The sequence below is a fragment of the Burkholderia perseverans genome (assembly GCF_022870505.1).
Lineage (GTDB): Bacteria > Pseudomonadota > Gammaproteobacteria > Burkholderiales > Burkholderiaceae > Burkholderia > Burkholderia plantarii.
In genome coordinates, this window is the sequence record NZ_CP045094.1 from 2,175,264 (window position 1) to 2,190,328 (window position 15,065).

The 15,065-nt window shown below is 69.9% G+C and carries 14 protein-coding genes; 3 read left to right on the forward strand and 11 right to left on the reverse strand.

What is annotated here, in order from left to right:
- Positions 1-10: 10 nt before the first annotated feature.
- From BpN12_RS24315 to BpN12_RS24345, 7 genes are all read right to left on the reverse strand, one after another.
- A complete protein-coding gene (locus BpN12_RS24315) occupies positions 11-1,534 on the reverse strand; it encodes an acyl-CoA carboxylase subunit beta (protein WP_246794812.1) in 1,524 nt (507 codons plus the stop codon).
- Positions 1,535-1,602: 68 nt separating this feature from the next.
- Positions 1,603-2,220 (reverse strand): nuclear transport factor 2 family protein, encoded by a 618-nt coding sequence (locus BpN12_RS24320; RefSeq protein WP_246794813.1) that lies wholly within the window; start codon positions 2,218-2,220, stop codon positions 1,603-1,605.
- 80 nt (positions 2,221-2,300) lie between these two features.
- Positions 2,301-3,479 carry an MFS transporter gene (locus BpN12_RS24325; protein ID WP_246794814.1) on the reverse strand — a complete coding sequence of 393 codons (1,179 nt, stop codon included), beginning with the start codon at positions 3,477-3,479 and terminating at the stop codon, positions 2,301-2,303.
- Between the two features lie 43 nt (positions 3,480-3,522).
- On the reverse strand, positions 3,523-4,653 hold the full coding sequence (locus BpN12_RS24330) for an oxidoreductase (RefSeq protein WP_246794815.1): 1,131 nt from the start codon (positions 4,651-4,653) through the stop codon (positions 3,523-3,525).
- 77 nt (positions 4,654-4,730) lie between these two features.
- The gene (locus BpN12_RS24335) at positions 4,731-6,158 is read right to left on the reverse strand and encodes a class II 3-deoxy-7-phosphoheptulonate synthase (RefSeq protein WP_246794816.1); all 1,428 of its coding nucleotides are present in this window, start codon (positions 6,156-6,158) and stop codon (positions 4,731-4,733) included.
- On the reverse strand, positions 6,145-6,303 hold the full coding sequence (locus BpN12_RS24340; protein WP_246794817.1) for a hypothetical protein: 159 nt from the start codon (positions 6,301-6,303) through the stop codon (positions 6,145-6,147). The genes BpN12_RS24335 and BpN12_RS24340 overlap by 14 nt, the downstream gene beginning before the upstream one ends.
- 110 nt (positions 6,304-6,413) lie before the next feature.
- Positions 6,414-7,421: an EthD domain-containing protein gene (locus BpN12_RS24345; protein WP_246794818.1), complete on the reverse strand. Its 1,008-nt coding sequence runs from the start codon at positions 7,419-7,421 to the stop codon at positions 6,414-6,416.
- A 135-nt stretch (positions 7,422-7,556) separates the two neighbouring features.
- Between BpN12_RS24345 and BpN12_RS24350 the strand changes: the two genes are divergently transcribed.
- The 3 genes from BpN12_RS24350 (at position 7,557) to BpN12_RS24360 (ending at position 9,513) form a co-directional block, all read left to right on the forward strand.
- Entirely contained in the window at positions 7,557-7,835 is a 279-nt protein-coding gene (locus BpN12_RS24350; protein ID WP_246794819.1) for a hypothetical protein, read from the forward strand.
- A 77-nt stretch (positions 7,836-7,912) separates the two neighbouring features.
- Positions 7,913-8,815, forward strand: coding sequence for a prephenate dehydrogenase (locus tag BpN12_RS24355; protein WP_246794820.1), 903 nt, complete (start codon positions 7,913-7,915; stop codon positions 8,813-8,815).
- Between the two features lie 254 nt (positions 8,816-9,069).
- Complete coding sequence (locus BpN12_RS24360; protein ID WP_246794821.1) at positions 9,070-9,513, forward strand: MarR family winged helix-turn-helix transcriptional regulator; 444 nt, start codon at positions 9,070-9,072, stop codon at positions 9,511-9,513.
- Positions 9,514-9,619: 106 nt separating this feature from the next.
- Here BpN12_RS24360 and BpN12_RS24365 read toward each other — a convergent pair whose 3' ends face one another.
- The 4 genes from BpN12_RS24365 to BpN12_RS24380 form a co-directional block, all read right to left on the reverse strand.
- The gene (locus BpN12_RS24365; RefSeq protein WP_246794822.1) at positions 9,620-10,471 is read right to left on the reverse strand and encodes a carbohydrate ABC transporter permease; all 852 of its coding nucleotides are present in this window, start codon (positions 10,469-10,471) and stop codon (positions 9,620-9,622) included.
- A 22-nt stretch (positions 10,472-10,493) separates the two neighbouring features.
- A complete protein-coding gene (locus tag BpN12_RS24370) occupies positions 10,494-11,447 on the reverse strand; it encodes a carbohydrate ABC transporter permease (protein ID WP_425306373.1) in 954 nt (317 codons plus the stop codon).
- A 171-nt stretch (positions 11,448-11,618) separates the two neighbouring features.
- Positions 11,619-12,872: an ABC transporter substrate-binding protein gene (locus tag BpN12_RS24375; protein WP_246794824.1), complete on the reverse strand. Its 1,254-nt coding sequence runs from the start codon at positions 12,870-12,872 to the stop codon at positions 11,619-11,621.
- 95 nt (positions 12,873-12,967) lie between these two features.
- A complete protein-coding gene (locus tag BpN12_RS24380; RefSeq protein WP_246794825.1) occupies positions 12,968-14,974 on the reverse strand; it encodes a beta-galactosidase in 2,007 nt (668 codons plus the stop codon).
- Positions 14,975-15,065 lie beyond the last annotated feature (91 nt).

Sequence of the window (15,065 nt, forward strand, 5' to 3'; positions counted from 1 at the left end):
CGCCTCGCGTTCAGAGCTGGATGTTCGAATGACGCCGGCCGGGCGCGTGCGCGATCTTCTCGCGCAGCAGCGCGAAGGTGGAGATCACGGTGTTGCGCAGTTGCGCCGGCTCGACGAGCCCCTCGATGTAGGTGCGCCTGGCCGAGTAGCGCGCGCTCGCGTGGGCGTCGCGGTAATCGTCGATCAGGCGCTCGCGCCGCCCGGCCGCCTCGGGGGCGTCGGCCGTGCCGGCCAGCTCCTTGCGGAAGATCACGTCCACCGCTGCCTCTGGTCCCATCACGGAGATTTCCGCATCGGGAAACGCGTAGATCACGTCGGTGGCGGAGCGGTTCGCGAGCGTCGGATAGGCGCCGCCGTAGGCCTTGCGCACCACCACGGCCAGCTTTGGCACCACTGCCTCGCAGTACGCGTGCATCAGCTTGGCGCCGGCGCCGATCACGTTGGAGCGCTCCTGCTGCTTGCCGGGCAGGTAGCCGGGCACGTCGAGCAGCGTGAGCAGCGGAATGCCGAACGCGTCGCAGGTGCGCACGAAGCGCGCGGCCTTCTCGGAGGCATCGATGTCGAGGCAACCCGCGAGCCACGCGGACTGGTTCGCGACGATGCCCACGCTGTGGCCGCCGAGGCGTGCGAAGCCGACCACGATGTTGCGCGCATGGAGCCGATGCACCTCGAGAAACGAGTCCTCGTCGACGAGGCGCTCGATCAGCTGGCGCACGTCGAACGGCTCGGTCTTGCTGGCCGGCACGATCGCGTCGAGTTCGTCGAGCGTGCGCGGCAGCGTGGCCGGGCCGTGAGTGGGCGGCACCGGGCTGGCGTTGTTGCGCGGCAGGTAGGACAGCAGTTCGCGCGCGATCGCGAGCGCCTCGTCGGCCGATTCGGCGAGGAAGTGCGCGAGCCCGGTTTCGGTGGCATGCAGCAGGCCGCCGCCGATTTCCTCGCGGGTCACCTCCTCGCCGGTCGCGCGCCGGATCACCGCCGGCCCGGTCAGGAACAGCGCGGATTCCTGCTCGACCATGACGATGAAGTCGGTCAGCGCCGGCGTGTAGGCCGCGCCACCCACGCAGTCACCGAGAATCAGCGAAATCTGCGGCACCACGCCCGAGGCGCGCACGGTCTTGTGGAACACGTGGCTGAACTGCGAATCGGCGTCCACGCCTTCGTGGATGCGCAGGCCGGAGGAGTGGTTCAGCCCGATCACCGGCACGCCGATGCGCAGCGCGAGATCGAGCACCTTGCCGATCTTCAGCGCGTGGACGCGGCTCGAACTGCCGCCGAGGAAATTGCCATCGTGCGCGTAGACCAGCACTGGACGCTGGTCGATGGTGCCGTGCCCGGTGGCGATGCCGTCGCCGGGCCGGACCCGGCGATCCGCGTCGAACCACGTGCAGTCGTGTTCGGCAAGCGCATCGAGTTCCTGAAACGAGCCGGGATCCAGCAGCGCGTGAATCCGGTCGAGATGGACGGCCGGCGCGGCGGCCTGCCCGGCCGGGCGCGGCAGTTCCGGACGGGCTTCCAGCTTGGTGAAATCGCTCATCGATTGGCCCTGTGTCGTTGCGGGTTTCACAATCCGTTGCCTGCGGCACGGTCGCCGCGCGGCGCGCGTCAGCGCGGCCCGGTCGCGGTGCAGGGCGGCCCGAGCGGCGTGCCGTAGAGCGGGTGATCGCTCATCAGGTCGAGCTTCTCGATGGCCCAGCCCGAGCCCTGGCGGCGCAGGTTCAGGTAATAGCGGCCGGTGGCGAGCAGCTCGACGGTGCCGCTCGACTGCGCCGCGTCGCGCGTCTGGAGCCAGTTGGCCGCCGCTGTGGCGCGCTCGCCCGCGATCTCGACGAGCGGGCTCACCAGGTTGTGCCGCGTGGTGGCCGCGGGCGCGCTCGCCGAGCCGAACAGCACCTGCGCGAAGCGCGTCAGTTGCGCGGCGCCGCGCACCAGGCAGCCCGGCCCGTCGTCGGCCGGCCTGCCGGCGTTCCAGAGGTGTTCGGTCCAGACGCCGTCCGGCGTGAACAGCCGCGTGAACCGCTCCACGCGGCTCGCCACCGGCTCGCCGACGGTGTCGGCGTCGAGCGTGGCGACATACTGCGCCACCACGTTCTGGATCTCGACCACATCGGCCGCGGCGCCCGGCCGCTGGCCGGCGGGCGTCTGCGCATGGCCCGCGCCGCCCAGCGCGCTGAGCGCGAGCGCGACAAGCACGCGGCGGGAATCGGGCAGCAGTCGAATCACGAATCGCATCATCATGGCGCGTCCCTCGCGGTCGCCGACGGTTGGGGAGAAGCGACGCGCGGCCGCTTGGGCGCGGCGCCTCATCGGTTGCGCAGGCGCAGCAGCAGGGCCAGCACGCCGACGCCGACGCCGAGCGCGTGGATGCCGGTCGCGCCCGCCGCGTTCAGCGCGATCGAGCCGGCCTGCGCGCCCGCCGCGACGCCGAGCATCGCGCCGGTGATCAACAGGCCGTTCAGGCGGCTGCGCGCGGCCGCGTCGATCGTGTTGACGATGGTCTGGTGCGAAACCAGCGCGGCCATCACGCCGAGATCGAACAGCACGGCACCGATCGCGAGCACCAGCAGCGAGCCGGGTACCAGCCACATCGCGGCGAACGCGACGATCATCAGCACGCAGCCGAAGCGAATCGCATGCAGCGGGCCGGCGCGGTCCGCGACGCGGCCGAACAGCGGCGCGGCGAGCGCGCCGGCCGCGCCCGCGATGCCGTAGGCGCCGGCCACGCCCGGCCCCTGATGGAACGGCGGCGCGGCGAGCACCAGCGCGAGGGTCGACCAGAACGCGCCGAGCGACATGGCGAGCAGGCCCTGCGTGTAGACGGCGCGCCGCAGCGCCGCGTGGCGGCGCCAGAGCGCGAGCAGGCTCGCCATCAGCGCGCCGTAGCGCCCGGCGGCGCCGGCCGGCAGCGACGGCAGGAAACGCCACACCGCCACCACCACGGCACTCTCCAGCACCGCGGCGACCGCGTAGATCGCGCGCCACCCGAACTGCTGCGCGACCAGGCCGCCGAGCGTGCGCGACAGCAACACGCCGGCCAGCAGCCCGGTGGTGACCATGCCGACCGTGCGGCCGCGGCGTGCATCGGGGGCGAGCTGGGCGGCGAACGGGATGAAGTCCTGGCCGACACTGCCGAACAGGCCGATCGCGACGCTCGCCGCGAGCAGCGCCGCATAGCTCGGCGCGAGCATGACGGCGAGCAGCGCCGCGACCAGCAACAGCCCCTTGGTGACGATCAGCGAGCGGCGGTTCAGCATGTCGCCGAGCGGCGCGAGCAGCAGGATGCCGAGCGCGTAGCCGATCTGCGTGAGGGTGGGCGCCCAGCCGATCAGCGACGGCGCGACGTCGAACCGGCGCTGCACCAGGTTCAGGATCGGCTGGATGTAGTACACGTTCGCGACGCCGATTCCGGTGCCGAACGCCATCAGCAGCACCAGGCTCCTGGACGGCGCGCGATCCACCTGCAACGTGGCGGGGGTCGTCAAGTCAGGCTCCTCGCGGGTTGAACGGACCATGCGGATGTCGGCGTCATGCCAGGCTCGAGAACATGTCCTTGCGATACGGCACGATCCGCTCGAATTCGCCGGCGCGCACCTTGGACGGCCAGTCCGGATCGGCGAGCAGCGCGCGCCCGAGTGCGAGGCAGTCCGCGCGGCCCGTCTCGAGGTGCGAGACCGCGCGCTCGAGGTTCACGATGCCGACCGTCAGATCCTCCGAGCCGCGCACCTGGGCCGCCGAAAACGCGTTGTCGACGCCGATGCTGCCGACCATGATGACCGGCTTGCCGGAGATCTCGCGAACCAGCGTGGCCAGGTCGGCATCGCCCTCGTCGGCAAACGCCGGCTCCCAGAAGCGGCGCGTGCTGACGTCGAAGATGTCGACCCCGGCGGCGCCGAGCGCGTCGAGCAGGATCCGCAGCTCGGCCGACGATTCGACGATGCGCGCGTCGTAGTCCTGCACCTTCCACTGCGAGAAGCGGAAGATCACCGGCACCCGCGGTCCGACGGCGCGCCGCACCGCCTCGACCACGTCGAGCGACAGGCGCAGGCGTCGCTCGAACGAGCCGCCATACGCGTCGTCGCGCGTGTTCATCCGCGCCCACAGGAACTGGTCGAGCAGGTAGCCGTGCGCGCCATGCACCTCGACCGCGTCGAAGCCGGCTTCGAGCGCGTCGTGCGCAGCCCGTGCGAACGAGGCGGCGAGCTCGCCCGCCTCGGCCGGCGTCATGGCCTCGGTCTCGACCACGCCGTCGGTCACGATGCGGGCGGGGCCGATGCTCGGCAGCTCCGGATGCGGGGCGACGGCGCGCTGCCTGACGTTGCCGAGATGCCAGAGCTGCGCGGCGATCAGGCTGCCCGCGTCGTGGACGCCGTCGACCACGCGCCGCCAGCCGTCGAGCGCTTCGCGCCCGAAGCAGTGCGGCACGTTGACGAAGCCGCCGGCCACCGGATGGTCGACGTAGGTGCCCTCGGTGATGATGAGCCCGGCGCCGCCCTCGGCGCGGCGCGCGTAGTAGCGCGCGACCTCGCGGTCCGGCACGCCGCCGGGCGACTGGCGCCGCGTCATCGGCGCCATCACGATGCGGTTCGGCAGGCGCAGGCCGCCAAGGGTGGTCGGATCGAACACGGCGTCGAACCGGGAAACGGGTTGGGTTGACATGGAGCCCTCGTCGGGTGGCGGGACACGCGGAAAACGAAACGAGCCGGCCGCCATTGGGCCGCCGGCTCCGGAACGGATCAGACGGACAGCGGGGCGGCCGCCTCTTCGCCGGGCCGGGCGGCGGCCGGCTCGCGCGGCGGGCCTTGGTGCGGATCGCGGCGCGCCGACAGCTTCTCCGACACCAGGAACGCGAGCTCGAGCGCCTGCGAACCGTTCAGGCGCGGATCGCAATGCGTGTGATAGCGCTCGCCGAGCTGGTCGTCGCGGATCTGCTGCCCGCCGCCCGTGCATTCCGTGACCTCGGTGCCGGTCATCTCCAGGTGCAGGCCGCCCGCGTGAGTCCGCTCGGCCTCGTGGACGTCGAAGAAATGCTCGACCTCCAGCAGGATCTGCTCGAAGCGGCGCGTCTTGTAGCCCGAGGCCGACTTGATGGTGTTGCCGTGCATCGGATCGATCGACCAGATCACTTCGCGGCCCTCGCTCTTGGTGGTACGCACGAGACGCGGCAGCAACCGCGGCAGCTGCTCCGCGCCCATTCGCGCGATCAGCGTCAGGCGGCCCGGCTCGTTGTCGGGATTGAGCACGTCGATCAGGCGCAGCAGTTCGTCGGGTTCGAGCGTGGGGCCGCACTTGAGGCCGATCGGATTCTCCACGCCGCGCAGGAATTCGAGGTGGGCGTCGTCGAGGCCGCGCGTGCGCTCGCCGATCCAGAGCATGTGCGCCGAGCAGTCGTACCACGACTCGGTCAGCGCGTCCTGGCGCGTCAGCGCCTGCTCGTAGTGGAGCAGCAGCGCGTCGTGGCTGGTGTAGAGATCGGTCTCGCGCAGCGAGCGCACCGAGTCGGGCGACACGCGGCAGGCCTGCATGAACCGCAGCGCCTGCTCGATACGGCACGCGATCTGCCGGTAGCGCTGCCCCTGCGGGGCCGACGCGACGAAGCCGGCGTTCCATTGCTGGACGTGGCGCATGTCGGCGAATCCGCCATGGCTCAGCGCACGCAGCAGGTTCAGGGTGGCCGCGGCCTGCGAATACGCCTTCAGCAGGCGCTCGGGGTCGGCGCGCCGCGCCGCCTCGGTGAATTCGATGCCGTTGATGATGTCGCCGCGATAGCTCGGCAGCGTGACGCCGTCGATGGTCTCGTCGGGTGCGCTGCGGGGCTTGGCGAACTGCCCGGCGATGCGGCCCACCTTGACCACCGGCAGGCCGGTGCTGAAGGCCAGCACCGTCGACATCTGCAGGAACACGCGCAGCAGGTCGCGCACCGCGTTCGGATGGAACTCCGCGAACGATTCGGCGCAGTCGCCGCCCTGCAGCAGGAACGCCTTGCCGTGCGCGACCTCGGCGAGCTGCGCCTTCAGGCTGCGGACCTCGGCCGCGAGCACCAGCGGCGGCAACCTCGCGAGCTGCTCCTCCATCGCGGCCAGCCGCGCGGGATCGGGATAGCTCGGCACCTGGCGGATCTCGCGTCCGCGCCAGGACACGGGGGACCAGTCAGCGGGCGCCATGGTGTTCCTCGCTCGCGGCGGCCGCCGCGGTGCGTGCCGGCTCGTCGCGCGGCGGCGTGAGAACCGCATGCGGCATCGGTTCGGCCGGCGCGGCGCCGTCGCGATCGGGTGCCCCGATCAGCACATCGTAATCGAATGGATTCATGGTCGGACTCCGACAAGGCAGATCACCACCCGCCGCGCGGCGGGAACGTATCGCTTCACGTCAATCGATTTCGCGGCAGGCGCGTCACGCGCCGCCGGGGCCGCGCCGCGTCAGCGCGTGGGCGTTTCGGGGTGGATCTGGTTGACCACCTGGTAGGCGAGCGCGGTCCAGTACTCGCTCGCCTCTGGATCGACGAACCGCGCTTCCTCCTCGGCCAGCGCGATGACGCCGGGATCGAGCAGGTAATCCTCGAGATCGTTGATCGACGCGAACGCGAACAGCGCCACGCCGTCGATCGTGTGACCGACACGATGGAAGAACGGCTCGCCCTCGCGGACCGGGCCGATGTTGTGCAGTTGCACGAAGCGCCGCACGTAATGGCTCGTGGCGGGCTGCGCGAGCACGCGCGGCGCGTACTGGTTCAGCCACGCGTCGTGGAATGCCTCGCGCGAGAGCGACGCCCGGCGCCGTGCCACCTTGACCAGCAGGAACGAGTCGCGCTGCGTCGGGCTCGGCACGAGGATGTGCTGGCGCGCCAGGATCGGACAGAGTTCGCGGAAGATCGCCTGATCCTCGGGCAGGATCTTGGTGGCGATTTCCGGCTGGCCGAACACGGCCTGCAGGCCCGCCAGGTTCTCGAAGCCGAGATAGGCGATGCCGTCCCACTGCGGGCGGTGATAGTCGGGGATATGGCCGATCACCGTGTCGAACAGCTGGCCGTTCGCATCGAGCGGCGGCAGGTAGGGCAGCGGCGCGGCGCTCGACGGGCCGGCCGGCAGCCGGTGGATCTGGTCGTAGCGCAGCAGGTGCCGGATGCCGCCCGCCTCGGGCGGTTGCGCCTGGATGAAGCGCGGCCCATGCACCTTGCGCCAGTACGCCGTCCATTTCTCGAACGCGAGGTTCGGATTGCGCTCGAAGGCGCCCGGTTCGTTGACCGGGTCCTTGATCAGTTCGCCGTTCGCGTTGAGCAGCAGTGTCGGGTCACGGCGCCGCTCGTCGAGCGAAGCATCGTCCGCGCGCGACAGCAGCGAGCAGATGACGGTCAGCGGTGCGTCATAGGCCCGATAGGCATTCAGGTAGGGAGGACGGAACCGCTGCTCGACGGAAACATGGGACACGGCTGGCTCCTGCGATTCGGAATGGTGGGCGGCTGTCCGGCACGCACGCATCGGAACGTCCGGCGTCATTTATCGATCGGCACACACGGCGTGCCTGGCTCTCAGGTTCTGGTTAACGCGTGTGCAAATAATCGCATGACCGTAAATCGCATGCAACCTAAAAGCCTTAATGTTTTTGCGACGCAATATGATGGCCGGGGCGGCGCCGAGCCTGCGATCATGCGGATTGGACACCCCCATCCGGAAATCGGGAAAGGCCGGGAATTGCTTTGCAACACAATGAGTTGTGCGGCGCGGAGCAGCGCCTTCCATGGCGTCTCGGCATGCCGTTCCCGATGCCGTCATGTCGATGGCGGCATGCATCATCAACAGCAACAGGAAGCGAAACAGGCCGTGCATCGCGTCGTGAAATGAATCGTCAGTGATCTATATGGACGTGATCGTTTCGGAGACGCAAATGAACCATCTGTCCATGCGAGGGAGAGAGTGAAATGGAGAACGAAAACGGGCAGCGCCTCGGCATCGTCGGCCTGGGGTTGCTGGGTGGCTCGGTGGCGCGCGCGGCGCGGGCGCGGTGGCCGGAGATCGCGCTGACCGGCTGGGACCACGACGCCGGCGTCCGGGCACGCGCGGTGGCCGCCGGGCTCGTCGATGCGGCGCCCGATTCGCTCGACGGCCTGCGGGATGCGGGTTTCATCGTGGTCGGCGTGCCGGTGCATGCGGTGGCCGGCATCGTCGAGCAGCTCGCGCGCCGCAACCCCGCGGCGATCGTCACCGACGTCGCGTCGTCGAAGCAGGCCGTGATCGACGCGCTCGACGGCCGCTTGCCGCCCGACTTCGGTTTCGTGCCGGCGCATCCGATGGCGGGCGGCGAGCAGGGCGGCTTCGGCGCCGCGCGCGCCGACCTGTTCGAAGCGAGAAGCTGCCTCATCACGCCGTTGCCCGACACACCGGCCGCCGCCTGCGCGCAGGTGGAAGCGTTCTGGCGCGCGCTCGGCGCCGTCACGCGGCGCACCGATCCGGCCACCCACGACCGGATGGTGGCGCTGACATCGCACCTGCCGCACCTGCTGGCGTTCGCGCTCGTCGAGGGGCTCGCCGCCGGCCTTGCCGACGATACCGCCGGCGCCGCCGCGCAGCGGGACGGCATCGCGCCCTTCGTCGGCCGCAGCTTCGCCGAGCAGATCCGGCTCGCGTCGTCGGACCCGATCGTGTGGGCGCACATCCTCGAGGCCAACGCCCCCGAACTGCTCACCCAGCTCGAGGCGCTCCAGCACCGGCTGGCGGACTGGCGCGCGGTGCTCGCGCATGCGCCGCACACCGTCCTAGAACGGCTCCTGCCCACCATCGAGGCCGCCCGCGCGCTGGCCGCAGACGTGCCCGCGCGGGCCTGAAGGGGCCGCTGCTCACGGCCGCCCGAGGCGGGTTTTCGAGGCCTGCGGCGGCCGGCTGGGGGGGCGGCGCGGGCGCGATTACCTATGCTATATTGGACGGCGAAATAAAGACGGCGATCGTTGTGCTGCCGTCAAAAAACGGAGACAGTCCGGTTGCAGGCTGTCGCCACGTCAGCACGCCGGAACGCATGGCCTCACCGATGAACCGAGCCGGCATGCACCGGTTTCCCGTCATTTTCAGGTCATCATCGCGAATGTCTTCCACACTGCTGGCCCTTGCCGAAGATACGTTCTGCCTGCGTTTGCAGCGCGCGGCGCGTATGTGGCGCAAGGTGGCCGACGTCGAACTCAGCAAGCTGAACCTTTCCGAGGCAACCTCCACGCCGCTGTGGCTGATCTACAAGCTCGGCGAGGGCCTGCGCCAGCGCACCATCTCCGAGCATCTCGGCATCGAGGGCCACTCGCTCGTGCGCCTGCTCGACCAGCTCGAGAGCGCCGGCCTCGTGGTGCGCCGCGACGACGCCTCGGACCGCCGTGCCAAGACGCTGTACCTGACCGACGCCGGCCGACAGGTCGGCGAGCAGGTCGACGCGATGGTCAAGGACATCAAGGCGAAGCTGCTGCACGGCGTGTCCGCCGATCAGCTGGCGCTGGTCGACTCGGTCCTGACCGGCATCACCACTTCGGCCGAGGCCTGACGGCCACGCTGCCGACTCGCGGCGGCGGCCCGGCGCGATAAGCGATCGGTTACCGGCGCCGGCGGCATGGCCGCCGCGCGGCTGCGCGGCGCGTCATCACCGCTTCTCACCCCTTCGTCGCCCCGAACGTCAAGCCCGCCACGAAGTGCTTCTGCATCAGGAAGAACATCGCCACCGACGGCAGCGCCGCGAGGATCGAGCCCGCCGAGACGAGATTCCACGACGTCGTCCACTGCCCCTTGAGCGCGGCCACGCCGACCGTGATCGGCGCGGCGTCGTCGCCCTGGGTCAGGCACAGCGCCCAGAAATAGTCGTTCCAGACGAACGTGAACACGAGGATCGCGAGCGCGGCGAGGGCGGGGCGGATCAGCGGCACGACGATGCGCCAGAACACCGTCCATTCGCCCGCGCCCTCGATGCGCGCGGCCTCGATCAGCTCGAACGGCAGCTGCTTGATGAAGTTGCGCAGGAACAGCGCGCAGAAGCCGGTCTGGAACGACAGGTGGAACAGGATCAGCCCGTCCACGCTGTTGTAGAGGCCGACCTTCAGCGTGAGGTCGCGCACCGGGATCATCAGCACCTGGATCGGCACGAAGTTTCCGGCCACGAAGATGCCGAACAGCGCCGCGTTGCCGGGGAACCGGTAGACGGCCAGCGCGAAGCCCGCCATCGCCGCCAGCGCGATCGCGCCGGCCACCGACGGCAGCGTGATCAGCACGCTGTTCCAGAGGTAATGCAGCATCGGCGACGCGCTCAGCGCCTCGCGATAGTTCTCGACCAGCGCGAAGTGCTGCGGCCAGCCCCAGTAATGGCCGGCGTTCAGCTCCTCGGTGGAGCGCACCGAGGTGATCAGCACGGCGACGAGCGGCAGCAGCCACAGCAGCAGCGCGAGCGGCAGCGTGAGCTTGTAGAGCCGGCGCGAGGCCGGTTTCCAGCGGTCGATCGGCATCGGAAACATGCGGGCGTCTCCTGTCGGACGGTCAGTGTTCGCTGCGCAGCAGATGGCGCAGGTGGTAGACGATGTAGAGCATCATGATCGCGAACAGCACCACCGCGATGGCCGACGAATAGCCGAAGCGGAAGTACTTGATGGCCTGGTCGTACATGTAGTACGCGAGCACGGTGGAGCTGTCGAACGGCCCGCCCGAGGTCATCACCGAGATCAGGTCGAAGCTGCGCAGCGCGCCGATCACGGTCACCACGATCGCCATGAACGTGGTGGGCCGCAGCTGCGGCAGGATCACGTGCCACAGCAGCGTCCAGCCGCGCGCGCCCTCCATGCGGGCGGCCTCGATCTGCTCGGCGTTCAGCGTGGTCAGGCCGGTCAGGTAGAGGATCATGCAGTAGGCCGTCTGCGGCCACAGCGCGGCGAAGATGATGCCGGGCGTGGCGTAGCGCGGATCGCCGAGCACCGGGATGCCGTGCCCGATCAGCAGCTTGAGCAGGCCGAAAGTCGGATCGTAGAACCACGAATAGATCAGCCCGACCACCACGCCCGACAGCACGAACGGCGCGAAGAACAGCGACTTCACCACGCGCATGCCGGCCACCGCCTGGTTCAGGTACAGCGCGATCGCGAGGCCCAGCGGCGGCGCGAGCAGGAACAGCAGCAGCCAGATCAGATTGTTCTTCAGCGCGGTATAGAACGTGTCGCTGTGGATCAGCTCGGCGTAGTTCGCGAGGCCGATGAAGTCGGGCTCGCTCATGCCGTCCCAATGGTAGAACGACAGCCGGATGGTGGACACCACCGGCCACACCACGTAGAGCGCGAACATCAGGCAGGCCGGCGCGAGGAACAGCGCCGCGGCGAGCCGCTGGCGGCGCTCGGTCGGCGAGGCGCGCCGGCGCGGCTTCGGCCGCGGCGCCGACGCCCGGGGCCGGGCCGGCGGCGCCTCGCGGCCCGCGTCGGCGGCGGGCTCGCCGCCCGGGTCGATGCGCTGCGCGGCGGCCGGTGCCGGCGGCGAGGAAAGCACGATAGGTGGCACGGCGGATCTCCTTGATCGTCGCGGGCGCCGGCAGCGGCGGCACGGGCGGCGTCCAGCCCGCCCGGCGCCGCTGCCGCCGGTCCCGCTCACTGCGGATTCACTGCGGGTTCACTGCCCGCGTCACTTCCGGTAGATGCGCTGGCGCGCGGCCTCGAGCTGCGCGAGCACCGCGTCGAGCTTGCCCGGATCGGCGAGGAACTGCTGCATGCCCTTCATCCCCTCGTCGGCCATTTCCTTGGTCATGTCGCGATCGTAGAACTGTGCGATGCCGCCCTTCGTATCGGCGAGGATGTGGAAGGCGACCTTCGAGATCGCGTCGTCGGGCTCCGGCGACTGGCTGTTGGCCGACAGCGAGCCGAGTCCCTTGGCCAGCTGCGCGCCGATCGCCGGCGTCTCGACGAACGCGAGGAACGCGCGCGCATCGGCCTTGTTCTTCGCCTTGGCGGGGATGTGCAGCGATTCCACCGGGCCGTCCTCGGCGGTCGGCACGTTCGCGTCGATCACCGGGAAGCGGAAGAAGCCCATGTCCTGCCGCACCGCCGGCGTGAAGCCGCCGGTGATGAAGGTGCCCATCAGCATCATCGCCGCCTTGTCCTGGAACAGGAACGGCTGGGCCGCGTCGAGATCGTAGGACAACGCGTTGTCGATGAAGTAGCCGGCGTCGATCAGCTGCTTCCAGGTGGTGTAGACCTTCTTCACGCGCGCGTCGGTGTAGGCGACCTGGCCGGCCATCAGCTGCTGGTGGAACGCGTTGCCGTTCAGGCGCAGGTCGAGGTAGTCGAACCAGCCGGCCAGCGTCCACGCATCGCGGCCGCCCACCGCGATCGGCGTGATGCCGGCCGCCTTCAGCTTCTTGCAGTCGTCGAGGAACTCGGCCCAGGTGGTCGGCTCGGCCGCGATGCCGACCTTCCTGAACAGGTTCTTGCGATAGAACATCCCCCACGCGTAGTAGACGGTGGGCGCCGCGTAGGGCTTGCCCTGGTACGACGAAGCCTCCTTCGTCGAGGCGTACATCGTGTCCCAGTGGTTCTTCTGCCAGTTGGCGGACAGATCCTCGAACAGCCCGCGCTTGGCGTAGTAGGCCATGCGCTCGCCGTCGTGCCAGTTGATGATGTCGGGCGGCGCCGTGGTCAGCCAGTTCGGCAACTGCACCTTGTAGGCTTCCTCGTCGACGAACGCGAGCTTGACGTCGGTGCCGGGGTGCGATTGCTTGAACTGATCGACCACCTGGGTCCACACCGCGCGCTGGCTTGCGCCCTTGAACGCGATGTTGACGCTCAGCGTGCCGGCCAGCGCGGCCGTCGCCGACAGCCCGGCCAGCGCGGCCACGGCAAGCGCGGCGACGCCGCGCCGGAAGCGGGGTTGAGTATTCATCTGCTGTCTCCTGGTTTCGGTTTTTGTCGGAACTGCGGAACTGCGAAACAACGAAAGTGAACGGCGCGACCGGATTACCGGCGCGCCGCGAAAACTCAACCGGCCGCCGCCGTGCGATACGCGGCGACGCCGGCCGCCTCGATGCAGCGCGCACCGACCACGATCGCCGCGTCGGGAATCGCCGCGTCGATCCGGTATGGCTGCGGGCCGTAGTTGAACACCCAGGTCAGCCCGCCGCGCCGGCTCACGCGCACCGCGTCGCCGAGCACGACGGGCGTGAGGCCCGCCTCGTGCGCGACGCGCGCCAGCAGCATCGTCGTGCCGGCCTCGTCGAACAGGCTCGCGAAGTAGTGGAACGCGCCGTGCCGCAGATAGGCCGGATGACCGTCGTGAAAGCGCGCGCGGATCTCGACCGAGTCCGCCCGGGCCGCGTCGATCTCGATCAGGTCGCGCCAGTGGCGCGCCTGCGTCTCGAAGGCCTCGGCGCCGTCGCCGGCGTCGACCTGCACGGTCTCGGCCAGCGTCGGCCGCAGCGACTCCACGCGCCAGACGCGGATCGGCAGATGCGCCGCGAGCGGGCCGGGCGGCAGGTTCGCGGGAATCTGCAGGTCGGGCGTCTTCGAGCCCGTGCGCGGGCCGAGCACGACCTGCGCGCCGCAGCTGGCGAGCCGCTGCGACAGCGCCTCGGAGACGATCGGCAGCGGCGGCACCACCACCAGCTGGTAGCCGTCGAGCGGCGCGTCGGTGGGCAACACGTCCACGTCGAAGCCGAGCGAGCGCAGCGCCGAGTAATACTCCACCACGAAGCGCGGATAGTGGAAATCGGCGCCCTGCGGGTGCACCTCGAACAGCCACTTCGCCGTGTAGTCGAACAGCAGCGCCACGCGCGAGCGGACCGGCGCGGTGGCGTCGGCCTCGGCATCGGCGAGCAGCGCGCGCAGCTCGCCGGCCACCGCGGCGGCCTCGCTGCCGCCGATATCGAGCCGGTTGTCGGGCGTGTTCAGGCCCGCGTGCATCTGCTCCTGCGCGAACGGCGCCTGGCGCCAGCGGAAGTACGACACGCAGCCGGCGCCGTGGGCGAACGCCTCCCAGCTCCAGAGCCGCACCATGCCCGGCAGCGGCGCCGGATTCCAGTGCGCCCAGTTCACCGGCCCCGGCTGCTGCTCCATCACCCAGAACGGCAGTCGCGACATGCCGCGGTAGAGGTCGTGGTTGAACGAGGCGAAATCGGGGTGGCCGGTGCGCAGGTAGCGCGCCTTCACGTCGGGCGCGTACCACTGCTCCTCGAGCGCGCCGAGCGGGTAGCTGTCCCAGCTCGCCACGTCGAGGTCGGCCGCCACCGGATAGTGGTCGAACTCCGTGAACAGCTGCATGAAGTTGTGCGCGATCGGCCGGCCCGGCGAATGCGCGCGAAGGATCTCGACCTGCATCCGGTTGTAGCGGCGCACTTCGTCCGAGGCGAAGCGGCGATAGTCGAGCCGATGCGACGGGTGCGCCTCGGTGACCGTGCCGACCGGCGCGTCGATCTCGTCGAAGCCGCGGTATTCCATGCTCCAGAACACCGTGCCCCAGGCCGTGTTGAGTGCCGCGATGGTGCCGTAGCGCGCGCGCAGCCAGTCGCGAAAGCGCGCCTGCGCGGCCGGCGAATAGCTGACCACGGTCTGGTGGCAGCCGTATTCGTTGTCGGTCTGCCAGTAGGCGACGGCCGGGTGGGCGCCGTAGCGTTGCGCCACCGCCTCGCAGATGCGCCGCGAGGCCTCGAAGTAGCTCGGCGACGAGAAATCGTAGTGGCGGCGCGAGCCGAACGCGCGCGGCCGGCCGTCCGCGCCCACCGGCAGGATGTCGGGATGCCGGTCGATCAGCCACTTCGGCGGCGTGGCGGTGGGCGTACACATCACGACCTGCAGGCCGGCCGCGCCGAGCACCTCGATCGCGCGGTCGAGCCAGCCCCAGTCGTATTCGCCCGGCTGCGGCTCGATCCGGCTCCAGGCGAATTCGGCGATCCGCACCTGCTCGATGCCGAGCGCCTTCATGCGCGCGGCGTCGTCGTTCCACATGGCTTCGGGCCAGTGCTCGGGGTAGTAACAGACTCCAAGGCGCATCGGTCGATCCTCGATCGTTGGGTGTGTGTGGTTCGTGGATGGCTGGCGGCCCGGGCGGCGGGCGCGCTTCGGTGAATATCGATGAACGGAT